The following is a 22,999-nucleotide window of genomic DNA, read 5'->3' as shown; positions in this document are numbered from 1 at the left end:
TCGCCAAGGTCTTTCAGGTCGATGGACAGCGCCAGACACCTCGGTCGGCCCCCTCTCCCCCCGGGAGAGGGCTGGGGTGAGGGCAACTATTGCGGATCAGTCCAAAGCTGCCAAAGCCACCGCCGCCTCATCCAGCTCTAGCTCATTGAACACCCGAACACCATGACGCCTGAGCAACGCCGCCGTCACCCCTTCGCCACTGACCTTGACCCCACTGAACGTCCCGTCATACGTCAGCAGATTCCCGCACGAAGGGCTGTTGGCCTTGAGCACCGCCACCCTGATGCCGTGCCGTTGCACCAGTTCCAGCGCTTGCCGCGCACCTTCGAGAAACTGCGCACTGACATCCTCGCCTTCGGTAGTGATGACAGCAGCATTGCCATCCAGCACCTCACCGCCCTGCCCGCCGGGAATCTCCGCCGCCGCCCTCGGCGTCGGCAAACCACCGGCCACCTCAGGACACAACGGCACTACGCGGCCCTCGGCAATCCACTGCTCAAGCAGATCAAACGGACCACTCGCGCCACCGTCATAACGCACGCGATGGCCCAACAGGCAGCGGCTGACCAGAATCTTTTCCATGCTCAGAACGGCTCGTTGCCACGGCGACGAAACCACCCGGTCAACGACAGCCGCTCGCGATGGGCCGGCAGCACCTCGTGGGGCACTTCGCCGGAGAGAAACACCACCAGGCAGCCGCCGGTAGGTTGCACATCGTGCACACGCTCATCGTTCAAGTACATGCGCAACTGGCCGCCGTCCTCCGGCAGCCAGGCGTCGTTGAGGTAGATGACCGCCGACACCATGCGTCGGTCGTCATCGCGAAAGCGGTCGACGTGCTTGCGATAAAACGCGCCGGGCGGGTACAGGGCGAAATGGCATTCGAAATCTTCGAGGCCCAGAAACAGACCGCGATTGAGCGCCTCGCGCAGACTGTCCATCAGGCTCAGATAGCGGTCGGTAGCGTCGGCCTGGCCGGGGTCGATCCACTGAATGTGATCGCCACGAATACCCTCGCGAATCTCTGAAAACGGCCCGCGCCCGACCGCCGCCGGCGCCAGTTCACCTTCGGCCTCACGTTTACGGCACTCGGCCGCCAGCGCCCGGGTCAGATCGGCGGGCAGGAAGATGTTCTGCTGCGACCAGCCGTGTTCGGCCAGGTCATCGACAATGCGTAACAGCAGTGGGTGTTCAGAGGATATCGGCATGGCGCGCATAGTATGCCGACGGCAATAAATCCGACAGAGCCACGCAGCGGCTTGCTACGAATTCTCGACAAGTACCGGCACCGCACGGACAATAGTCCGCTGCTGACAGGAGTCCCTATGCGCCGTTTGCTTTTTTCACTGTTGATGTTCTGCGTATTGCCCGCCTGGGCGGACGGCCACGATCAGTTGTACAAGGTCGCCGGCTGGCCAGAACAACGCGCGCATTTCAACGATGCCCTGAGCGCCGCCCAGCAGCGCTATCAGAACAGCCTGCCGCCTGCGGTGTTTCAAGCACTGGTCAACAACAGCAACCAGCGGTTCGCCGCGCAGGCCATGGATCAACGCGCCGAAGCGCAACTGCGACAGAAACTCGCTGATCCGAAACCGGCGCTGACCTTTTTCCAGTCACCGCTGGGCAAGAAAATCGTCGCCGCCGAACTGCTCGCGACCCGCCGCGATCAACTGGCGAAAAATGCCCAGGGCCTGCCAAAAATGCAGGCCAGCGACAGTCGTTTGCTGATCATCGGCCACCTGGCGCAAGCCTTGCCGGCCCGGGAGGCTGGCGCCGAGGTCAGTCTGGCGATTGCCGGCGTCGCGGCGGACAGTTTGAGTTCGATGATCCCGGGATTGCTCGGTGGCGGTCAGGCGCAGGGCATGTTGAATGGTCAGCGCCAGCGGCTGATGGATCAGATCGGCGCCGATCTGAACAACACCCTGCTCTACGTTTATCGCGATTTGTCGGATGAAGAGCTGGAAGAGTTTGCGACGTTTGCCGAGTCGACCGAGGGCAAGGCTTACTATCAGGCGGCGCTGGCGGCGATTCGGGCGGGGTTGGCGGTCGGCCAGTGATCGTCGTTGCCTGAATGATCGCATCGCGAGCAGGCTCGCTCCCACATTGAGTCCTCAGCGGACACAAAATTTGTGCCCCCCCGACTTCCCCGTGGGAGCGAGCCTGCTCGCGAAGAGGCCCGCCCAGCGGCTACAGATTCCGGCCCCTGATCCGCTTGCTCAAGAACTCGAAATACTCCTCACGCATCTCTACCGTCTCATTGGCCAGGTGATGCCGCGCCTCGGCCAGCAGCAGAATCTGCGGGCGGTCGAACTTCCACTTCAACACCTGCAGATTGTGCTGCCAGTCGACGGTCATGTCCGCCTGTCCCTGAATGATCAGCGGCCGTCGCGGACTTTTTTTCGCGTGCTCGACACGGATGATCCAGCGCGACAACGCGCCCACCCATTTCGTTGGCAGACGTCTTGGCTGTAACGGATCGGCCTGCAGAAACGGCAGAAAGTCCGGATCGTTGGAATTTTCGCTGAAGCGCCGCGCGACGCCGCGAACAAATGGCCGCAGCAGGTAATAACTCAACTGCGACCAGCCCCAGGCCCGTGGTCGCACCAGCGGCGCCAGCAGAATCACCTGCCCCTGCGCCGGGCTGTTCTCGCCATGGTTGAGCAGGTGATCGACGACAATCGCGCCCCCGGTGCTCTGCCCGCACAAATGCCACGGCTGCGGCAGCGCGATCGAAGTCGCTTCAGCGAACAACGCTTGCAGCATGTGCTGATATTCAGCGAAATCGCGGATGCTCGCCCGCGGCCCGCTCGACAGCCCATGCCCCGGCAAGTCGCAGGCAATCACCGCGAAATCCTGATCCAGCGCCCACTCGATCACATGCCGGTACAGGCCGATGTGATCGTAGTAACCGTGCAGCAGAAACAGCGTCGCCTTGACCTTCTCCGGCCACCAGCAATGGCTGACCAGTTCGTAGCCATCGACCTCGAAACGACCCATGCCGCGCCAGACATCGCGCTCGGCGAAGTCGGTCTTGTAGAAGCGCTGATAAGCCTTCGCCTCATCCGATAACGGCTGCCACTCGGCCAACGGCTTGAGGCTCGCGCGTAAATGATCGGGGTCGAAAGTATCGGGCATGCGCACATTCCAAAGCGGTTAACGGACTTTATCGGCCTGCGATATTCATCTGTCGGAGCAAGCATGGCAAGCTAGCCAACCTTTTCAGATTCCGAAACCATGCGTTCGCCCTACCGCACCGCACTGTTCGCCAGCCTGCTCGCGCTGATCTGCGCCGGGGTGCTGTGGGCGGCGTATGACTGGTTTCAGGGCCGCTATCTGCGTGCGTTCGGTGAACACACGGCGGTGTTTTCCGGCGATCCGCTGCGCCTGCCGGACGACCTCGCCGGGCCGGGCAATATCCGTCTCGTGCACTTCTGGGACCCGGCCTGTCCGTGCAACGTCGGCAATCAACAGCACCTGAGCGAGATGGTCGAACAGTTCGGCGCGCGGGGCGTGGAGTTCTTCGCCGTGCAAAAACCCGGCAGCCACGGTCAGTTGCCCGCCACCCTCGCCGGCCTGAAAACCATCATCGTCCTGCCCGGCTCCGAACAGATTCCCGCCAGCCCCGCCGTGGCGATCTGGGATCGCAGCGGCAAACTGGCCTACTTCGGCCCGTACAGCGAAGGCCTGACCTGCAACTCCAGCAACAGCTTTATCGAACCGATCCTGCATGCCCTGACGGAAGACCGCCCGGTGAACGCTACGCACACCTTGGCGGTGGGTTGTTATTGTCCGTGGCCGGCGGATGCGCGGTAAGGCATTCCGGACTTTTCAAGGACAGCGCTGCACCGCACAGATGCTCTGTGCTAAATGTTTGCAGCCCGACGGGCGGCCCTCCCGCCTGCACAAGGAGTCACCATGAAGCGTGCGTTGATCGTCGTTGCCCTGCTGGTCGTTGTCCTGCTCTGCGCCGCTGGCGGGTATATCTACAGCAAGCAGCCGACGCGCCAGGGCCAGGTCCAGCTGCATAACCTGCAAGGCTCGGTGACCGTGCGCTATGACGAGCGCGGTGTGCCGCATATCCGCGCCGAGAACGAAACCGACCTCTATCGCGCCCTCGGTTATGTGCACGCGCAGGATCGCCTGTTCCAGATGGAAGCCCTGCGTCGCCTCGCCCGCGGTGAGCTGGCCGAAGTGCTCGGGCCGAAACTGCTCGACACCGACAAGCTGTTTCGCAGCCTGCGCATCCGCGAGCGCGCCACCAGTTACGTCGCCAGCCTGGATAAGCAGTCGCCGGCGTGGAAGGGCCTGCAAGCCTATCTGGATGGCATCAACCAGTATCAGGACAGCCACGCTGCGCCGATCGAGTTTGACGTGCTGGGCATCCCCAAGCGGCCGTTCACCGCCGAAGACAGCATCAGCGTCGCCGGTTACATGGCCTACAGCTTTGCCGCCGCGTTTCGCACCGAGCCGCTGCTGACCTACGTGCGCGATCAGCTCGGCGCCGATTACCTCAATGTGTTCGATCTTGAATGGCAGGCCAAAGGCGTACTTGCCACGGATCACACCAGGCATCCGCCAGCCCTCGCCGCCGGCGACTGGCAGGACCTCACCGCCCTCGCCCGCCTCAGCGAACAGGCACTGATCGACAACGGTCTGCCGCAGTTCGAGGGCAGCAACGCTTGGGTCATCGCCGGCAGCCGCAGCCAGAGTGGCAAGCCGTTGCTGGCCGGCGATCCGCACATCCGTTTTTCGGTGCCGTCGGTCTGGTACGAAGCGCAGCTGTCGGCGCCGGGCTTCGAGTTGTACGGCCATCATCAGGCGCTGGTGCCGTTCGCGTTTCTGGGGCACAACCTCGATTTCGGCTGGAGCCTGACCATGTTCCAGAACGATGACCTCGATCTGATCGCCGAGAAGGTCAACCCTGACAATCCCGATCAGGTCTGGTATCGCGGCCAATGGACCGACCTGCTCGTCAGCAAGCAACAGATCAATGTGAAGGGTCAGGCGCCGGTGACGATCACCTTGCGCCAGTCGCCGCATGGGCCGATCGTCAACGATGCCCTCGGCAGCGCCGCCGGCAAGACCCCGATTGCGATGTGGTGGGCATTCCTCGAAACACCCAACCCGATCCTCGACGGCTTTTACCAGCTCAACCGCGCTGACACGTTGGCCAAGGCCCGCGCGGCGGCGGCCAAGGTGCAGGCGCCGGGTCTGAATCTGGTTTACGCCAACGCCAAGGGCGATATCGCCTGGTGGGCCTCGGCCTTGCTGCCGAAACGTCCGGCCGGGGTAAAACCGGGCTTCATTCTCGACGGCAGCACGCCTGAGGCGGACAAGGACGGCTACTACCCGTTCAGCGCCAACCCGCAGGAGGAGAACCCGGCGCGCGGCTATATCGTCTCGGCCAACTTCCAGCCGGTATCGCCGACCGGCATGGAGATTCCCGGTTACTACAACCTCGCCGATCGCGGCCAGCAGCTTGATCGTCAGCTCAGCGACAACCGGGTGAAGTGGAGCAACGAGGCCAACCAGAAACTGCAGCTGGGCACGACGACCGGCTACGGCCCGCGTCTGTTGGCGCCGCTGTTGCCGGTGTTGCGTGAAGTGGTGAGCGATCCGGCGCAACGCAAACTGGTCGAGCAATTGGCGCAATGGCCCGGCGACTATCCGCTGGATTCGGTCAGCGCGACGGTGTTCAACCAGTTCCTCTACGACCTTGCCGACGGGGCGATGCGCGATGAGTTGGGCGATGACTTTTTCGAAACGATGCTGTCGACGCGGGTTATCGATTCCGCCTTGCCGCGACTGGCGGCGAGAGCTGATTCACCTTGGTGGGACAATCGCAGCACGCCGGTCAGAGAAACCCGCGCCGACATAGTGCGCACGGCATGGGCGGCGAGCATGCAGCATCTGCAACTGACCCTCGGCGACGATGTGGCGGGTTGGCAGTGGGGCGCGGCGCACACCCTGACCCACGGCCATCCGCTGGGCCAGCAGAAGCCACTGGATCGGCTGTTCAATGTCGGCCCGTTCGCGGCGCCAGGCAGCCACGAAGTGCCGAACAACCTCTCGGCGAAAATCGGCCCGGCGCCATGGCCGGTGACCTATGGACCGTCGACCCGGCGTCTGGTGGATTTTGCCGATGCGGTGCATGCCTTGACGATCAATCCGGTCGGCCAGAGCGGCGTGCCGTTGGACAGTCACTATGACGATCAGGCCGAGGCGTATGTGGAGGGGATTTATGTGCAGGCGCATTTCAGCGAGGAAGAGGTGCTGGCGAATACGCGGAGTACGTTGAAGCTGTTGCCTGCGCGCAAGCCCTGAAGAGCCCCTCACCCTAGCCCTCTCCCAGAGGGCGAGGGGACCGATTGGGGGATATTGGGGAGAAACGCCGACGTGCAAGATTGGCACCGAATCCATAATCGATAAGGTCTTTCAGGTCGATGTAACACGCCAGACACCGCGGTCGGCCCCCTCTCCCTCTGGGAGAGGGCTGGGGTGAGGGCTTTCGAGCTCAAGCCCGGATCAGACATCCAGCGCAAAATTCAGCCGAAACTGTTGCGGCGTCACGCCCAAGCGCCGGTTGAACACACTGCGCATATGCTGCGCATCCCGAAACCCGCACTGATACGCCACGGTTTTCAACGGCGCCGTGGTGCTTTCCAGCATGACCCGCGCTGCGTCCACCCGCGCCCGTTCGACGAATTCCGCCGGGGTCACTTTGGCTTCTCGCGCGAACACCCGCGAGAAATTGCGCGCACTCATGTTCGCTGCATTGGCCAGATCGGCAATCGTCAGGTCGCCGGTGAGATTGGCCAACACATACAGCTGCACCAGCGCCACCGCTGATGTCGGTTCGGCATGCGGCGTGAGGAACGGGCTGAACTGCGATTGCCCGCCCGAGCGCTGGGTGAACACCACCAGCCGTTTCGCCACACTCAGCGCCACCTCGGCACCGTGATCGCGCGCCAACAGGTACAGCGACAGATCAATGCCCGCCGTGACCCCGGCCGAGGTGTAGAGCGTGCCGTCCTCGACATACAGGCGATCCGCCTCGACCCGCGTGGTGGGGCACAACTGCGCAAGCGCCTCGGCATCGTTCCAGTGCGTGGTGACGGTGCGCCCCTCGAGCAAACCGGCGCGGGCGAGCATGAACGCGCCGTTGCAGATCGAGCCGCAACGCCGGGCGCGACCACAGGCGTCACGCAGCCAGGCGTCGAACGTCGGGCCGAAATCCATGAACGGCAATTGCGGGCCGCCAGCGACCAGCAACAGGTCGGGGCTATCGGTTGCTTCGCTGAAGTGGCAGTGGGCGTTCAGGCTCATGCCGTTGGAACAGGCCATCGGCCCGTGCTCGAGGCCGATCACTTGCAAGCGATAGTGATCCTGCGGCGCGAGGAAGCGGTTGGCTTCGGCGAACACGTCCATGGGGCCGCTGACATCCAGTGACTGCACGCCAGGGAATACCACGATGGCGACGGATTTGTTCATGGCTCAAACGTCCTCAATACCTGTGACAAACACACCAACCTGTGGGAGCGTGCCTGGCCTGTTGATCGAGCCAACCTGGCCAATCCACACCCGACAAGCGAGCTTGGCACGATTTGCAGGTGCAATGGCAAGGATCGCAGCCATGACTCGATTGCTCGCCTGGCGCGCCGGGAACAGACTTTCTCCAGCAGCGCCACGACGGCGTTTTCGACGAGGAAACCGTTATGACCAGCACCATCGCCGGCATCAAGATCCCTGACAGCGCCCTCGCCCGGGCCACCACCGAATACATCCGCGACATCGAATCCGACCTGCTCTATCACCACTCGCGTCGAGTGTTTCTGTTCGGTGCCTTGAGCGGCGAGCGCCAGCAACTCGCCTACAACCCGGAGTTGCTGTACGTCGGCGCGATGTTCCATGACCTTGGTCTGGTCGCAGGCCATCGCAGCGATGACGAACGTTTCGAGGTGGACGGCGCGAATGCCGCGGCAGCGTTTCTCAAGCCGTACGGGCTGAGCGACGACGACATCGAGCAGGTGTGGCTGTCGATTGCATTGCACACCACGCCGGGCGTGCCCAAGCATCTGCGCCCGACCGTGGCACTGGTGACGGCCGGGGTGGAGATGGACGTGCTGGGCATGGACTACGCGGCCTTCAGCAGCGTGCAGCGCGAAGCCGTGGTGCATGCGCATCCACGCGGGGAGGGTTTCAAGGAGTGCATCATCTGCGCGTTCGCCGATGGCTTGCGCCATCGTCCGCAGACCACGTTCGGCAATGTGAAGACCGATGTGCTGGTGGATCAGGAGCCGGGATTCAAGCCGATGAATTTCGTCGAAGTCATCCGCCAATCTCCCTGGACTGCCTAAAACGAACTGTGGGAGCGAGCCTGCTCGCGATAGCGGAGTGTCAGCCGAATAATGCCTGGCTGACACTCCGCTATCGCGAGCAGGCTCACTCCTACAGTCTGGATTTGGGTTGGCCTCGGAAATGAGACCAACCCTTCGGCTCACACAGCCTGTGGCGCAGGGGCGCGACGCGCGTCCGGTTGCTTCCACGAATCGGCGGCGCTTTCTTCGATGGCTTGCTGGATGGCTTTCTTGCGTGCTTCTTCGGCGCGGCGGCTGAAGAACCAGACGAGGAAGGTCACCAGCGACACCGCCAGCAGAATCAGGCTGGCCACCGCGTTGATCTCCGGCTTCACACCGAGCCGCACCGCCGAGAACACTTCCATCGGCAGGGTCGTCGAACCCGGGCCGGAAACGAAGCTCGCCAGCACCAGGTCATCCAGCGACAGCGCGAACGACATCATCCCGCCCGCCGCCAGCGATGGCGCGATCATCGGGATGGTGATCAGGAAGAATACCTTCCACGGCCGCGCCCCCAGGTCCATCGCCGCCTCTTCGATCGACAGGTCCAGCTCACGCAGACGCGCCGACACCACCACTGCCACATACGCCGCGCAGAACGTGGTGTGCGCAATCCAGATGGTGACGATGCCGCGTTCCTGCGGCCAGCCGATCATCTGCGCCATCGCCACGAACAGCAGCAACAGCGACAGACCGGTGATCACTTCCGGCATGACCAGTGGCGCAGTCACCAGGCCGCCGAACAGCGTGCGACCCTTGAAGTGAGTGATGCGGGTCAGCACGAACGCCGCCAGTGTACCCAGCGCCACCGCAGCAACCGCCGTGTAGCAGGCGATTTCCAGCGAGCGCAGCACCGAGCCCATCAATTGCGAGTTGTCCAGCAGGCCGACGTACCACTTGATCGACCAGCCGCCCCACACCGTTACCAGTTTCGAGGCGTTGAACGAGTAGATCACCAGGATCAGCATCGGCAGATAGATGAAGATCAGACCCAGTACCAGCATCAGGCTGGAGAAACGGAAGCGCTTCATTCTTTACCCTCCATTTCCTTGGCCTGACTGCGGTTGAACAGGATGATCGGCACAATCAGGATCGCCAGCATCACCACCGCCAGCGCGGACGCCACCGGCCAGTCGCGGTTATTGAAGAATTCTTGCCACAGCACCTTGCCGATCATCAGGGTTTCCGGACCGCCGAGCAGTTCTGGAATGACGAATTCGCCGACCACTGGAATGAACACCAGCATGCAGCCAGCGATGATGCCGTTCTTGGACAGCGGAATGGTGATCTTCCAGAAGCTGTTGAAGGTGCTCGAACCCAGGTCAGACGCGGCTTCCAGCAGACTCTGGTCATGTTTGACCAAGTTGGCGTACAGCGGCAGGATCATGAACGGCAGATACGAATAGACCACACCGATATACACGGCGAGGTTGGTGTTGAGGATCTGCAGCGGCTCGTCGATCAGGCCCATGCTCATCAGGAAACCGTTGAGCAGGCCGTTGTTGCTCAGGATACCCATCCACGCGTAGACGCGGATCAGGATCGCGGTCCAGGTCGGCATCATGATCAGCAGCACCAGCACCGTTTGCAGCTCTTTGCGCGCGCTGGCGATGGCGTAGGCCATCGGATAACCGATCAGCAGGCAGAGCACGGTGCTGATGAAGGCCATTTTCAGCGAGCCGAGGTAGGCGGCGATGTACAGCTCGTCGTCGCCGAGCATCGCGTAGTTGCCCAGGTTCAGCAGCAGTTGCAGCTTCTGCTCGGCGTAGGTGTAGATCTCGGTGTACGGCGGGATCGCCACGTCGGCTTCGGCGAAGCTGATCTTCAGAACGATGAAGAACGGCAGCATGAAGAACAGGAACAGCCAGATGAACGGCACCCCGATGACCAGCTGCCGGCCATTGGGGATGATTCGGTTGATGCGGCGTTTGAATTTGCGCATGTTCATGAGCGAAGTACCACGCCACTGTCGTCTTCCCACCACACGTAGACCTGATCGCCCCAGGTCGGACGCGCGCCGCGACGTTCGGCGTTGGCGACAAACGACTGCACCAGTTTGCCGCTTGGCAATTCGACGTAGAACACCGAGTGCCCGCCCAGATAGGCGATGTCGTGGACCTTGCCGCTCGACCAGTTGTACTCGCAGGTCGGTTGATCGGCGGTGACCAGCAGCTTCTCCGGACGAATCGCGTAGGTGACCGACTTGTCCTGCACCGAGGTGCTGATGCCGTGGCCGACGTAGATCTGCCGGTCGAGGTCCTTGCAGGTGATGGTCGCGTGGCCTTCGGCGTCGTCGATGACTTCGCCTTCGAAGATGTTGACGTTGCCGATGAATTCACAGACCAGACGGCTGGTCGGGGTTTCGTAGATGTCGATCGGGCTGCCGATCTGCGCGATCCAGCCCAGGTGCATGATCGCGATGCGCTCGGCCATGGTCATGGCCTCTTCCTGGTCGTGGGTCACCATCACGCAGGTCACGCCGACGCGCTCGATGATTTCCACCAGTTCCAGCTGCATCTGCGAGCGCAGTTTCTTGTCCAGCGCGCCCATCGGCTCGTCGAGCAGCAGCAGCTTCGGCCGCTTGGCCAGCGAACGGGCCAGGGCCACGCGCTGACGCTGACCGCCGGACAGTTGATGCGGCTTGCGCTTGGCGTACTGGCTCATCTGCACCAGCTTGAGCATCTCGGCCACACGTGCGTCGATCTCGGCCTTGGGGATCTTGTCCTGCTGCAGGCCGAAGGCGATGTTCTGCGCCACGGTCATGTGCGGGAACAGGGCGTAGGACTGGAACATCATGTTGATCGGACGGTCGTACGGCGGCATGTCGGTGATGTCGACGCCGTCGAGGAAAATCCGCCCTTCCGTGGGCCGTTCGAAGCCTGCCAGCATCCTCAGCAAGGTGGATTTGCCCGATCCCGAACCGCCGAGCAGGGCGAAGATCTCACCCTTCTTGATTTCCAGGGACACGTCGTCCACGGCAATCGTCTCGTCGAACTTCTTCGTGACCCGGTCGATTTTGACCAGCACCTGTTTCGGTGTCTGGTCGCCCTCGAGGGCTTTCTTGTAGGCGCCGGAGGCAACTGCCATTTACGAAACTCCCAACAGAAGCAGCAGTTCGCCACGCAAGACGAACCCTGGATAGTTTGTGCGTTATTTGCCCGACTTGACCTTGGTCCAGCTGCGGGTCATCAAACGCTGAATATTGGCTGGCAACTCGGTCGACACGTAGGTCTTGTCGAGGACTGCTTGCGGTGGGTAAACCGCTTCATCGGTGCGAATGGATTGTTCCATCAGCTTGTCCGAACCCGGATTGGGGTTGGCGTAACCGACGTAATCACTGACCTGGGCAATCACCTCAGGTTTCAGCAAATAATTGATGAAGGCGTGGGCTTCCTTGACGTTGGACGAATCCTTGGGGATCGCCAGCATGTCGAACCACAGCGCGCCGCCCTCTTTCGGAATCGAGTAGGCGATGTTGACGCCCTTCTTGGCTTCCTCGGCACGGTTCTTCGCCTGGAAGATGTCGCCGGAGAAACCGATCGCCACGCAGATGTCGCCGTTGGCCAGGTCGCCGATGTACTTCGAGGAGTGGAAATAGGTCACATAAGGACGCACCGCGAGCAGCTTGGCGGTGGCTTTTTCGTAGTCCTTGGTGTTGGTGCTGTTGGCGTTCAGGCCCAGGTAATTGAGCATGGTCGGCATCATTTCATCTGCCGAATCGAGGAACGCGACGCCACAGCTGTGCAGTTTCTTGATGTTTTCCGGTTCGAACAGCACGGCCCAGGAATCGATCCTGTCGATGCCGAGCACGGCTTTGACCTTGTCGACGTTGTAGCCAATGCCGTTGGTGCCCCACAGATACGGTACGGCGTAGAGGTTGCCCGGATCGTTCTGCTCCAGACGCTTGAGCAGCGCCGGGTCGAGGTTGGAATAATTCGGCAACTGGGTCTTGTCGAGCTTCTGGAACGCGCCCGCCTTGATCTGCTTGCCAAGGAAGTGGTTCGACGGCACGACCACGTCGTAACCGGTGCGCCCGGCGAGCAGCTTCCCTTCCAGGGTTTCGTTGGAATCGAAAACGTCGTAGACCGGTTTGATTCCGGTCTCTTTCTCGAAGTCGGCCAGGGTCGATTCGCCGATGTAATCGGACCAGTTATAAATATGCACCGTACCGGCGGCGTGGGCTCCGACAGCGATGGTCAGGCCGGCAGCGGCCAGCAGGGCTTTGCGCAAAGAAGAAAATACAGGCAAGTGGAGGTCCTCTAGATTGATTGGGCCCAAGTTGCCCCCGCGCTGCATGACAGCCATGGCTGCCCGACAACAAAACCGGCGCGCAACTTACCTTCGAAAAACCGATCCAGCAAAACTTTCTGTCATTTAATTATCCGCTGGCCGCCGTCGCGGCGACGACGGCCAGTGGTTGTGGCGACAAACCGGCTTATTTGCCCGATTTGATCTTGGTCCAGCTGCGAGTGATCAGACGCAGTGTCGCGGCGTCCAGATCGCTGATCGCATAGAGCTGCTTCTTCACTTCAGCCGACGGATAGATGCTCGGGTCGCTGGTGATGTCCTTGTCCACCAGAGGCGTCGCGGCCTTGTTGCCGTTCGGGAAACGCACGGCGTTGGTGATGCCGGCCATCACTTGCGGCTCCAGCAGGTAGTTCATGAACTTGTAGGCGGCTTCGACGTTTTCGGCATCCTTGGGAATGGCGACCATGTCGTAGAAAGTACCAGCGCCTTCTTTCGGAATGGTGTAGGCCAGTTTGACCTTGTCACCGGCTTCCTGAGCGCGGGTCTTGGATTGCTCCAGGTCACCCGAGTAACCGACGGCGACGCAGATGTTGCCGTTGGCCAGGTCCGAGATGTACTTGGACGAGTGGAAGTAGGCAACCGAAGGACGGATCTTCAGGAACAGGTCTTCGGCGGCTTTGAGGTCAGCCTTGTCCTTGCTGTTGGTCGGTTTGCCCAGGTAGTGCAATGCCGCCGGAATCATTTCGGTCGGTGCATCCAGGAAGCTCACGCCGCAGCTTTTGAGTTTCTCGATGTTTTCCGGTTTGAATACCACATCCCACGAATCGATCTTGTCGATGCCCAGCGCAGCCTTGACCTTGGCCGGGTTGTAGCCAATGCCGATCGAGCCCCACATATACGGAAAGGCGTGCTTGTTGCCCTGGTCGCTGGCGTCGCCAACAGCCTTGAGCAGGTCTTCGTCGAGGTTTTTCCAGTTCGGCAGTCTGGACTTGTCCAGCTCCTGGTAGACGCCGGCCTTGATCTGCTTGGCGAGGAAGTTGTTGGAAGGCACCACGATGTCGTAACCGGATTTGCCGGCCAGCAGCTTGGCTTCCAGGGTTTCGTTACTGTCGAAGACGTCGTAGACGACTTTGATCCCGGTGGCTTTCTCGAAGTTGGCCACGGTGTCCGGCGCGATGTAGTCGGACCAGTTGTAGACGTGCAGTACCTTGTCGTCCGCGTGCACCGCACCCGCCATCATGCCCGCCATGGACAGCGCGAGCAGAGTCTTGCCAGCTAGCTTTTTACCTAATGCCTTCATGCGTCATGCTCCAAATTTTTCTTTTTTGAACCACTTTGTTCAGCGGCCGAACCCGGACAACCGGAACCGCGGCTAGTCTGGCAAGATCCGAGGCGGTCTTTCAACAAAAGACCAGCCTTTCTGACAGCTTTGAGCGAGTGCACCGCAGCTCCCCCGCTCAAAGCCTAGCACCTAGGCCTGCAGCGCATTGAGGGTCAGGTCCAGACACTTGCGTGCTTTTGTAACCAGCTCATCGATCTCGGCTTTGCTGATCACCAGCGGCGGCGCGATGATCATGGTGTCGCCGACTGCGCGCATGATCAGGCCGTTGTCGAAGCAGAACTGCCGGCAGATCATGCCGACGCCCTTGCCTTCATAACGCTTGCGCGTGGCCTTGTCCTGCACGAGCTCGATCGCCCCCAGCAGACCGACGCCGCGAACTTCACCCACCAATGGGTGATCGTTCAGCTCGCGCAGACGTTTCTGCAAATACGGTGCCGTTTCGTTGTGGGCGTTCTCGATAATTTTTTCTTCGCGCAGGATGCGGATGTTTTCCAGGCCCACCGCTGCTGCCACCGGGTGCCCGGAGTAAGTGAAACCGTGGTTGAAATCGCCGCCTTCATTGAGCACGGCCACCACCGAATCACGCACGATCAGCCCACCCATCGGGATGTAGCCGGAAGTCAGGCCCTTGGCGATGGTCATCATGTCAGGCGCAAGGTCGTAGAAATCGCTACCGAACCACTCACCGGTACGGCCGAAACCGCAGATCACTTCATCGGCGACGAAAAGGATGTCGTACTTGGCAAGGATTTCCTTGATGCGCGGCCAGTAGGTATCGGGCGGAATGATCACGCCACCGGCACCCTGGATCGGCTCGGCAATGAAGGCACCGACGTTGTCGACGCCGACTTCGAGAATCTTCTCTTCCAGCTGATTGGCCGCCCAGATGCCGAACTCTTCCGGCGACATGTCGCCGCCTTCAGCGAACCAGTACGGCTGCGCGATGTGGAAGATGCCCGGAATCGGCAGGTCGCCCTGCTCGTGCATATAGGTCATGCCGCCGAGGCTCGCGCCGGCCACGGTGGAACCGTGATAACCGTTTTTGCGGCTGATGATGACTTTCTTGTTCGGCTGGCCCTTGATCGCCCAGTAGTGGCGAACCATACGCAGCATGGTGTCGTTGCCTTCGGAGCCGGAACCGGTGAAGAACACATGGTTCATGCCTTCAGGCGCGACGTCGGCGATCGACTTGGCGAGTTCCAGCGCTGGCGGGTGGGCGGTCTGGAAGAACAGGTTGTAGTACGGCAGTTCGCGCATCTGTTTGGCGGCGGCATCGGCCAGTTCATCGCGGCCGTAACCGATCGCCACGCACCACAGGCCGGCCATGCCGTCGAGGATCTTGTTGCCTTCGCTGTCCCACAGGTAAACGCCCTTGGCGTTGGTGATGATCCGCGGGCCCTTCTCTTTCAGTTGCTTGAAATCACTGAACGGGGCCAGGTGGTGATCGCTGCTCAGCGTTTGCCACTCACGGGTTTGCGGGTTGTTGCTGGTCATGCCAATTCTCCTTGTTATCGGTGAAGGCGCGACGGCTGGCCGCCGCGCCTGGCGTATCAGACGGCGAAGAGCAGGTACTCACGCTCCCAGGAACTGATCACGCGCTTGAAGTTTTCATGCTCGGCCCGCTTGACCGCGACGTAGCCGGTGATGAAGGTCTTGCCGAGGTATTTTTCGACGGTCTTGCTGTTCTCCATGCGCTCCAGCGCATCTTCGATGGTCAGCGGCAGGCGCAGGTTGCGGCGCTCGTAACCACGACCGACCACCGGCGCGCTCGGGTTGAGGCCCTCGACCATGCCGATGTAGCCGCAGAGCAGGCTCGCGGCGATCGCCAGATACGGGTTGGCATCGGCGCCCGGCAGACGGTTTTCCACGCGGCGGTTCTGCGGGCCGGCATCCGGTACGCGCAGGCCGACGGTGCGGTTCTCCTCGCCCCACTCGACGTTCACCGGTGCCGAGGTGTCCGGGAGGAAGCGGCGGAACGAGTTGACGTTCGGCGCGAACAACGGCAACAGCTCGGGGATCAGTTTCTGCAGGCCACCAATGTGATGCAGGAACAGTTGGCTCATGGTCCCGTCTTCGTTGGAGAAAACGTTCTTGCCAGTCTGAATGTCGATGATGCTCTGGTGCAGGTGCATGGCGCTGCCCGGCTCGCCGGTCATTGGCTTGGCCATGAATGTCGCGGCCACGTCGTGCTTGAGCGCGGCTTCACGCATGGTGCGCTTGAACACCAGAATCTGGTCGGCCAGCGACAGGGCGTCGCCGTGACGGAAGTTGATTTCCATCTGCGCCGTGCCGTCCTCGTGGATCAGCGTATCGAGGTCCAGCTCCTGCAGTTCGCACCAGTCGTAGACGTCTTCGAACAGCGGGTCGAATTCGTTGGCCGCCTCAATGGAGAACGACTGCCGACCGATTTCCGGACGGCCCGAGCGGCCGATCGGCGGCTGCAACGGATAGTCGGGGTCGTCGCTGCGCTTGGTCAGGTAGAACTCCATTTCCGGCGCCACGATCGGCTGCCAGCCCTTGTCGGCATACAGCTTCAGGACTTTCTTGAGCACGTTGCGCGGCGACAGCTCGATCGGGTTGCCTTGCTTGTCGTAGGTGTCGTGGATCACCTGCGCGGTCGGCTCGATGGCCCACGGCACCAGGTACACCGCGTTCTGGTCGGGGCGGCAGATCATGTCGATGTCGGCCGGGTCGAGCAGTTCGTAATAGATGTCGTCTTCGACGTAGTCGCCGGTCACGGTCTGCAACAGTACGCTCTCCGGCAGCCGCATGCCTTTTTCGGCGATGAACTTGTTGGTCGGCGAAATCTTGCCCCGGGTGATCCCGGTCAAGTCAGCGATCATGCATTCGACTTCTGTGATCTTGCGGTCTTTCAACCAATCGGTGAGCTGGTCGAGGTTGTTACTCATAAATGCCTCTGGGCTGAGTCTCCTGACGCGATGTCAGGCAATTTTGACGCTTGGGGCGTCGCGTTAAGGGGGCTTGCTCGCGCAGTGCCGGCTTACGCCTGGCACCGCGCATAGACAATGAAAGAGGAGCTTACCTGCCCTTTGCGCTGGTGTTGCATTTCCCGTGCACTTTGCAAACGTGCAGAATCGACAGCACGACGCTGAGCGCGGCGTGGGCTTTGAGAGGGAAAGAGTTCTATAGTGGAGGGGGACGCCATAAAGCGGATGCTGTGTCCGACGTCCAGAATATCGGACGCTGCCGTTTTGCCGACTGTTGACGAGAGTCTCGTCGACAGGCTGCGCGCCTTGCTGGCTGCGCTACGGACGGATTGATCGCCACTGATGTGATGAGCATGCAGACCGGACTGTTGCGAGCAGTCGGTGATGCCGATTAACGGCAGGCGAGACATGAAGCACCCCGGTATTATTGCTGTTATGGGTTTGACCGGAGCTTAGCCTTGTTCATTTTTTTACACAACACCCCCGTAAAAAATACAACACGGCCTGCTCAAGCCCGCAGCTGAGCAACGTTCAAGGTTTGAAAAAACGCCCCAAAGTGCCCCATAAATGCCCTTCAAGCGCTTTTTCGGGGCAAAAAAGGCCTCGCTTGACTTCGGCAGGCCGTTCGGGTTGACTGAAACCAGAAAAGATCAATGATTGATATTTTTAACAACAAAGGTGTTGCATCATGTCGGTACCCCCGCGTGCCGTTCAGCTTAACGAAGCGAACGCGTTCCTTAAGGAACATCCTGAGGTTCTGTACGTTGACCTTCTGATTGCGGATATGAATGGTGTGGTGCGCGGCAAGCGCATCGAACGCACCAGCCTCCACAAGGTTTACGAGAAAGGCATCAACCTGCCGGCCTCTCTATTTGCTCTGGATATCAACGGCTCCACGGTGGAAAGCACCGGTCTGGGCCTGGACATCGGCGACGCCGATCGCATCTGCTATCCGATCCCCGATACCCTGTGCAACGAGCCATGGCAGAAGCGCCCTACCGCGCAACTGTTGATGACCATGCACGAACTCGAAGGCGACCCGTTCTTCGCCGATCCCCGTGAAGTGTTGCGTCAGGTGGTGACCAAGTTCGACGAGCTCGGCCTGACCATCTGCGCCGCCTTCGAACTCGAGTTCTACCTGATCGATCAGGAAAACGTGAACGGCCGTCCACAGCCGCCACGCTCGCCGATCTCCGGCAAACGTCCGCACTCGACTCAGGTCTACCTGATCGACGACCTCGACGAATACGTCGACTGCCTCCAGGACATTCTCGAAGGCGCCAAAGAGCAAGGCATCCCGGCCGATGCGATCGTCAAGGAAAGTGCCCCGGCGCAGTTCGAAGTGAACCTGCACCACGTCGCCGACCCGATCAAGGCCTGCGACTACGCAGTGCTGCTCAAGCGTCTGATCAAGAACATCGCCTACGACCATGAAATGGACACCACTTTCATGGCCAAGCCGTATCCGGGCCAGGCGGGCAACGGTCTGCACGTACACATTTCGATTCTGGACAAAGCCGGCAAAAACATTTTTGCCAGCGAGGATCCCGAGCAGAACGCCGCGCTGCGTCACGCGATCGGCGGTGTGCTCGAGACCCTGCCGGCGCAGATGGCTTTCCTCTGCCCGAACGTCAACTCGTATCGTCGCTTCGGCGCGCAGTTCTACGTACCGAACTCGCCGTGCTGGGGCCTGGACAACCGCACTGTGGCGATTCGCGTACCGACCGGCTCGGCCGATGCCGTGCGTATCGAACACCGCGTGGCCGGCGCCGACGCCAACCCGTACCTGCTGATGGCTTCGGTACTGGCCGGCGTGCACCACGGTCTGGTCAACCAGATCGAGCCGGGCGCACCTGTCGAAGGCAACAGCTACGAGCAGAACGAACAGAGCCTGCCGAACAACTTGCGCGATGCCCTGCGCGAGCTGGACGACAGTGAGGTGATGGCCAAGTACATCGATCCGAAGTACATCGATATCTTCGTCGCCTGCAAGGAAAGCGAGCTGGAGGAGTTTGAACACTCCATCTCCGACCTTGAGTACAACTGGTATCTGCATACCGTTTAAACGGTTTGCGGTAATAAAAAGCGCTGCCGGCTATTTCAGCCGGCAGCGCTTTTTTATGCCTGATTGCTTTCCCTTTGTGGCGAGGGAGCTTGCCACAGGGATCGTATTGCATTCGGGATGGGCGCTCCGCGTACAATGCCCGCTGCCCCGCAGGAGACTTCCATGACGCGTCCCGCCACCGTTCGCAAACCCCGTGCCCGCAGTCAGGCGCGGATCGATTCGATACTCGACGCCGCGCGCACGCTGCTCGCCGCCGAGGGCGTGGCCAGCCTGTCGATCTACAGCGTCGCCGAGCGCGCGCAGATTCCGCCCTCTTCCGTGTATCACTTTTTCGCCAGCGTCCCGGCGCTGCTCGAAGCGCTGACCGCCGATGTCCACGCGGCCTTCCGCGCCTGCCTGCAAGCGCCGATCGATCATGATGCTTTGCGCGACTGGCGAGATCTGTCGCGACTGGTCGAACAGCGCATGCTCGAGATCTACGATCAGGATGCCGCCGCACGGCAATTGATTCTGGCGCAACATGGCCTGACCGAAGTGACCCAGGCTGACCGCCAGCACGATCTGGAACTGGGCGACCTGATGCACAAATTGTTCGACCAGCATTTCGAGTTGCCGAGACTGCCGGACGATGTCGATGTGTTTGCCCTGGCCATGGAACTGGGCGACCGGGTGTATGCTCGCTCGGTGCAGCAGCACGGGCAGATCACCCCGCGCATGGCCGAGGAAGGGATGCGCGTGTTTGATGCCTATATCGGCCTGTATCTACCGACGTACCTGCCGAAGAGAAATCCCTAGCGCATGCACCGACCCCTTCGCGAGCAGGCTCGCTCCCACATTTGAAATGCGCTCCCCTGTGGGAGCGAGCCTGCTCGCGAAAGTCGCGCCGCGGATTTCAAGCCAGGCACAAAAAACCCCGAAGGGCTCACACCCTCCGGGGTTGTTTTTTGTTCACCGGCTTACAACTTGGCGATCGACACCTCGGTGGATTTCACAAAGGCGATCACCTCGCTGCCGACCACCAGTTCCAGCTCCTTGACCGAACGGGTGGTGATCACCGAAGTGACGATGCCCGAAGCGGTCTGCACGTCGATTTCCGACAGCACGTCGCCGAGGACGATTTCCTTGATCGAGCCTTTGAACTGGTTGCGCACGTTGATGGCTTTGATAGTCATAGCATTTCTCCTAGGATCGAAATGAGCGGCAAGCGGCAAGCTTCAAGCGGCAAGCAAAAGCTCAGCGCTTCTACTTGTAGCTTGTAGCTTGAAGCTCGCAGCTGCTTCATTGCGCCCAACGCAGTTGCGTAGGCAGGGGTGAAACGGGTTCCGGCGCCGGCGGTTCACCGGGCAGGGACAGAACACGGTTGAGCACTTCGGTTTCCAGCGCGGCGAGGCGATGCGAGCCACGCACCCGAGGGCGCGGCAGCTCGACGTGCAGGTCGAGGCCGACTTCGCCGTCCTCGATCAGAATCACCCGGTCGGCAATCGCCACCGCTTCGCTGACGTCGTGGGTCACTAGCAGCACGGTGAAACCGTGTTGCTGCCAGAGACGCTCGATCAATTGCTGCATCTCAATGCGGGTCAGCGCATCCAGTGCACCGAGCGGTTCGTCGAGCAGCAGCAGACGCGGCTGATGGATCAGTGCGCGGGCCAGTGCAACCCGCTGCTTCTGCCCACCCGACAACGCCGCCGGCCATTCATTGGCGCGATCTGCCAGGCCAACCGCGTCCAATGCTTCAAGAGCCTTCGGACGCCAGTTGCCTTTAAGCCCGAGTCCGACGTTGTCGATGATCCTTTTCCACGGCAGCAGTCGCGCTTCCTGGAACATCAATCGCGTGTCGTCGCGTGCCTGGCTGAGCGGCGCGGAGCCGGCGAGCAGCTCGCCGCCAGTCGGCTGGTCGAGGCCGGCGAGCAAGCGCAAAAACGTGCTCTTGCCACAACCGCTACGCCCGACCACGGCGACGAATTGCCCCGCCGGAATGTGCAGATCGATGTCGCGCAGCACCTGGCGCGCGCCGAAGGTTTTTTGCAGGTTGCGCACCGCCAGTGGAATCCCGCGCAACAGGCGTGGAGGTTGTTGAGCAGTCATGCCGCACCTCCCTTGGCAACCTGATAGGCCGGGTGCCAGCGCAGCCACACGCGTTCAAGTCCACGAGCGGCAAGGTCGGCAAGTTTGCCGAGCACCGCGTAAAGCAGGATCGCCAGCACCACCACGTCGGTCTGCAAAAACTCACGGGCATTCATCGCCAGGTAGCCAATGCCGGAGCTGGCCGAGATGGTTTCGGCGACGATCAGCGTCAGCCACATAAAGCCCAAAGCGAAGCGCACGCCAACCAGAATCGACGGCAGCGCCCCCGGCAGAATCACCTGCCAGAACAGGCTGAAACCGCTCAGACCATAACTGCGCGCCATCTCCACCAGCGCCGGGTCGACGTTACGGATGCCGTGATACGTGTTGAGGTAGATCGGGAACAACGTGCCCAGCGCCACCAGAAAAATCTTCGCCGACTCATCGATGCCGAACCACAAGATCACCAGCGGAATCAGCGCCAGATGCGGCACGTTGCGGATCATCTGCACCGAACTGTCGAGCAGGCGTTCGCCCCACTTCGACAGGCCGGTGATGAAGCCCAATACCAGGCCGATGCTGCCGCCAATGGTGAAACCGAGCGCCGCGCGCCAGCCGCTGATCGCCAGGTGTGTCCAGATCTCGCCGCTGCGTACCAGACTGACGCCGGCCTCGATCACCGCCACCGGTGCCGGCAGAATCCGCGTCGACAACCAGCCCGCCGACACCGACAACTGCCACACCGCCAGCAGCAACACCGGCAACGCCCAAGGCGCGAGGCTGTGGATAAATTTCTTCATGGCCGCGCCTCAGCTCTGCGACGCGGCTTTGGGCAGGATGTCGTTGGCGACCATCTCACCGAACGGGCTGACATAACCGGCGCTTTTCGGCAGTTCCGGGCGCTCGACGTCGAGGTGTGGGAACAGCAGCTCGGCCACCCGATACGATTCTTCGAGGTGTGGATAACCGGAGAAGATGAAGGTGTCGATGCCCAGATCCGCGTATTCCTTGACCCGCGCCGCCACGGTCGGGCCGTCACCGACCAGCGCGGTTCCGGCACCGCCGCGCACCAGACCGACGCCGGCCCAGAGGTTCGGGCTGACTTCGAGGTTGTCGCGGCTGCCACCGTGCAGCGCGGCCATGCGTTGCTGGCCGACCGAATCGAAGCGCGCCAGCGAGGCCTGAGCACGCTGGATGGTGTCGTCGTCCAGATGCGAGATCAGGCGATCCGCCGCTTGCCAGGCTTCGGCGTTGGTTTCACGGACGATCACATGCAGACGAATGCCGAAGCGCACGGTGCGCCCGAGCTTGGCGGCCTTGGCGCGAACCTGGGCAATCTTCTCGGCCACCGCTGCTGGCGGCTCGCCCCAGGTCAGAACCATCTCCACTTGCTCGGCGGCCAGATCCTGCGCCGCTTCCGAGGAACCGCCGAAATACAGCGGCGGACGCGGTTGCTGGATCGGCGGATAGAGCAGCTTGGCGCCCTTCACGCTGATGTGCTCGCCGTCATAATCGACGGTTTCGCCTTCCAGCACGCGGCGCCAGATGCGGGTGAATTCCACCGAGGCCTGATAGCGTTCTTCATGGTTGAGGAACAGCCCGTCACCGGCCAGTTCTTCCGGGTCACCACCGGTGACCAGATTGAACAGCGCACGCCCGCCGGACAGACGATCAAGCGTGGCGGCCTGGCGCGCCGCGACCGTCGGGGAAATGATCCCGGGGCGCAGGGCGACGAGGAATTTCAGACGCTGAGTCACCGGAATCAGCGAGGCCGCGACCAGCCATGAGTCTTCGCAGGAACGCCCGGTGGGAATCAGCACCCCGCCGAAACCCAGACGATCCGCCGCTTGCGCGACCTGTTGCAGGTAACCGTGATCAACCGCGCGGGCGCCTTCGGCGGTGCCAAGGTAATGGCCGTCGCCGTGGGTAGGCAGGAACCAGAAGATATTGAGGCTCATGGAGTGGTCTCCTTGTA

At 61.3% G+C, this 22,999-nt stretch carries 21 protein-coding genes; 6 read left to right on the top strand and 15 right to left on the bottom strand.

The window, feature by feature from the left end; genetic code table 11:
- Positions 1 to 96: 96 nt before the first annotated feature.
- Together QRN33_RS08620 and QRN33_RS08615 are read right to left on the bottom strand one after the other, a co-directional pair.
- The gene (locus tag QRN33_RS08620; protein ID WP_123417774.1) at positions 97 to 582 is read right to left on the bottom strand and encodes a 2-thiouracil desulfurase family protein; all 486 of its coding nucleotides are present in this window, start codon (positions 580 to 582) and stop codon (positions 97 to 99) included.
- A gap of 2 nt (positions 583 to 584) precedes the next feature.
- Complete coding sequence (locus QRN33_RS08615) at positions 585 to 1,217, bottom strand: 2OG-Fe(II) oxygenase (protein ID WP_064364708.1); 633 nt, start codon at positions 1,215 to 1,217, stop codon at positions 585 to 587.
- A 108-nt stretch (positions 1,218 to 1,325) separates the two neighbouring features.
- Between QRN33_RS08615 and QRN33_RS08610 the strand changes: the two genes are divergently transcribed.
- Entirely contained in the window at positions 1,326 to 2,057 is a 732-nt protein-coding gene (locus QRN33_RS08610) for a DUF2059 domain-containing protein (protein WP_024014712.1), read from the top strand.
- Positions 2,058 to 2,187: 130 nt separating this feature from the next.
- Here the strand turns inward: QRN33_RS08610 and bipL are convergent, their stop codons facing one another.
- The gene (bipL, locus tag QRN33_RS08605; protein WP_042606512.1) at positions 2,188 to 3,135 is read right to left on the bottom strand and encodes a phospholipase BipL; all 948 of its coding nucleotides are present in this window, start codon (positions 3,133 to 3,135) and stop codon (positions 2,188 to 2,190) included.
- A 99-nt stretch (positions 3,136 to 3,234) separates the two neighbouring features.
- Here bipL and QRN33_RS08600 point away from each other — a divergent pair, with 99 nt between their 5' ends.
- Both QRN33_RS08600 and QRN33_RS08595 read left to right on the top strand, forming a co-directional pair.
- Positions 3,235 to 3,813, top strand: a complete 579-nt coding sequence (locus tag QRN33_RS08600) for a DUF6436 domain-containing protein (RefSeq protein ID WP_285408035.1) — start codon at positions 3,235 to 3,237, stop codon at positions 3,811 to 3,813.
- A gap of 102 nt (positions 3,814 to 3,915) precedes the next feature.
- A complete protein-coding gene (locus QRN33_RS08595) occupies positions 3,916 to 6,324 on the top strand; it encodes a penicillin acylase family protein (RefSeq protein WP_285408033.1) in 2,409 nt (802 codons plus the stop codon).
- A 201-nt stretch (positions 6,325 to 6,525) separates the two neighbouring features.
- Here the strand turns inward: QRN33_RS08595 and QRN33_RS08590 are convergent, their stop codons facing one another.
- Positions 6,526 to 7,491: a GlxA family transcriptional regulator gene (locus QRN33_RS08590; RefSeq protein WP_064364706.1), complete on the bottom strand. Its 966-nt coding sequence runs from the start codon at positions 7,489 to 7,491 to the stop codon at positions 6,526 to 6,528.
- A 224-nt stretch (positions 7,492 to 7,715) separates the two neighbouring features.
- On the opposite strand from QRN33_RS08590, the gene QRN33_RS08585 reads away from it, so the two are divergent.
- Positions 7,716 to 8,357, top strand: a complete 642-nt coding sequence (locus QRN33_RS08585; RefSeq protein WP_042606508.1) for an HD domain-containing protein — start codon at positions 7,716 to 7,718, stop codon at positions 8,355 to 8,357.
- Between the two features lie 140 nt (positions 8,358 to 8,497).
- Here QRN33_RS08585 and QRN33_RS08580 read toward each other — a convergent pair whose 3' ends face one another.
- From QRN33_RS08580 to QRN33_RS08550, 7 genes are all read right to left on the bottom strand, one after another.
- A complete protein-coding gene (locus QRN33_RS08580) occupies positions 8,498 to 9,388 on the bottom strand; it encodes an ABC transporter permease subunit (protein ID WP_042606507.1) in 891 nt (296 codons plus the stop codon).
- Positions 9,385 to 10,266 carry an ABC transporter permease subunit gene (locus QRN33_RS08575; protein WP_173867416.1) on the bottom strand — a complete coding sequence of 294 codons (882 nt, stop codon included), beginning with the start codon at positions 10,264 to 10,266 and terminating at the stop codon, positions 9,385 to 9,387. Before QRN33_RS08575 ends, QRN33_RS08580 begins: the two co-directional genes overlap by 4 nt.
- 35 nt (positions 10,267 to 10,301) lie before the next feature.
- Positions 10,302 to 11,444, bottom strand: coding sequence for an ABC transporter ATP-binding protein (locus QRN33_RS08570; protein WP_064364702.1), 1,143 nt, complete (start codon positions 11,442 to 11,444; stop codon positions 10,302 to 10,304).
- Between the two features lie 63 nt (positions 11,445 to 11,507).
- Positions 11,508 to 12,605, bottom strand: a complete 1,098-nt coding sequence (locus QRN33_RS08565; RefSeq protein WP_064364767.1) for a polyamine ABC transporter substrate-binding protein — start codon at positions 12,603 to 12,605, stop codon at positions 11,508 to 11,510.
- A 187-nt stretch (positions 12,606 to 12,792) separates the two neighbouring features.
- Positions 12,793 to 13,905, bottom strand: coding sequence for a polyamine ABC transporter substrate-binding protein (locus QRN33_RS08560; protein WP_042607056.1), 1,113 nt, complete (start codon positions 13,903 to 13,905; stop codon positions 12,793 to 12,795).
- Positions 13,906 to 14,076: 171 nt separating this feature from the next.
- Positions 14,077 to 15,441: an aspartate aminotransferase family protein gene (locus QRN33_RS08555; RefSeq protein ID WP_285408026.1), complete on the bottom strand. Its 1,365-nt coding sequence runs from the start codon at positions 15,439 to 15,441 to the stop codon at positions 14,077 to 14,079.
- Between the two features lie 56 nt (positions 15,442 to 15,497).
- The gene (locus QRN33_RS08550) at positions 15,498 to 16,856 is read right to left on the bottom strand and encodes a glutamine synthetase family protein (RefSeq protein ID WP_042607058.1); all 1,359 of its coding nucleotides are present in this window, start codon (positions 16,854 to 16,856) and stop codon (positions 15,498 to 15,500) included.
- Positions 16,857 to 17,583: 727 nt separating this feature from the next.
- On the opposite strand from QRN33_RS08550, the gene QRN33_RS08540 reads away from it, so the two are divergent.
- The gene (locus tag QRN33_RS08540) at positions 17,584 to 18,960 is read left to right on the top strand and encodes a glutamine synthetase family protein (RefSeq protein WP_039757469.1); all 1,377 of its coding nucleotides are present in this window, start codon (positions 17,584 to 17,586) and stop codon (positions 18,958 to 18,960) included.
- 162 nt (positions 18,961 to 19,122) lie between these two features.
- Positions 19,123 to 19,755, top strand: a complete 633-nt coding sequence (locus QRN33_RS08535) for a TetR/AcrR family transcriptional regulator (protein WP_116659289.1) — start codon at positions 19,123 to 19,125, stop codon at positions 19,753 to 19,755.
- Between the two features lie 161 nt (positions 19,756 to 19,916).
- Here the strand turns inward: QRN33_RS08535 and QRN33_RS08530 are convergent, their stop codons facing one another.
- The 4 genes from QRN33_RS08530 to ssuD all read right to left on the bottom strand — a co-directional run bounded on the left by QRN33_RS08530 (position 19,917) and on the right by ssuD (position 22,982).
- Entirely contained in the window at positions 19,917 to 20,132 is a 216-nt protein-coding gene (locus QRN33_RS08530; RefSeq protein WP_003229256.1) for a TOBE domain-containing protein, read from the bottom strand.
- A 106-nt stretch (positions 20,133 to 20,238) separates the two neighbouring features.
- The gene (gene ssuB / locus QRN33_RS08525; RefSeq protein ID WP_042607060.1) at positions 20,239 to 21,045 is read right to left on the bottom strand and encodes an aliphatic sulfonates ABC transporter ATP-binding protein; all 807 of its coding nucleotides are present in this window, start codon (positions 21,043 to 21,045) and stop codon (positions 20,239 to 20,241) included.
- Entirely contained in the window at positions 21,042 to 21,824 is a 783-nt protein-coding gene (gene ssuC / locus QRN33_RS08520; RefSeq protein ID WP_011336451.1) for an aliphatic sulfonate ABC transporter permease SsuC, read from the bottom strand. The genes ssuB and ssuC overlap by 4 nt, the downstream gene beginning before the upstream one ends.
- A 9-nt stretch (positions 21,825 to 21,833) precedes the next feature.
- A complete protein-coding gene (gene ssuD, locus QRN33_RS08515) occupies positions 21,834 to 22,982 on the bottom strand; it encodes an FMNH2-dependent alkanesulfonate monooxygenase (protein ID WP_016772653.1) in 1,149 nt (382 codons plus the stop codon).
- Positions 22,983 to 22,999 lie beyond the last annotated feature (17 nt).

Origin of the sequence: Pseudomonas sp. FR229a, from assembly GCF_030209115.1 — a bacterium.
In the GTDB taxonomy this organism is placed as follows: domain Bacteria; phylum Pseudomonadota; class Gammaproteobacteria; order Pseudomonadales; family Pseudomonadaceae; genus Aquipseudomonas; species Aquipseudomonas moraviensis_A.
This window is presented reverse-complemented; position numbering and strand designations above follow the sequence as displayed.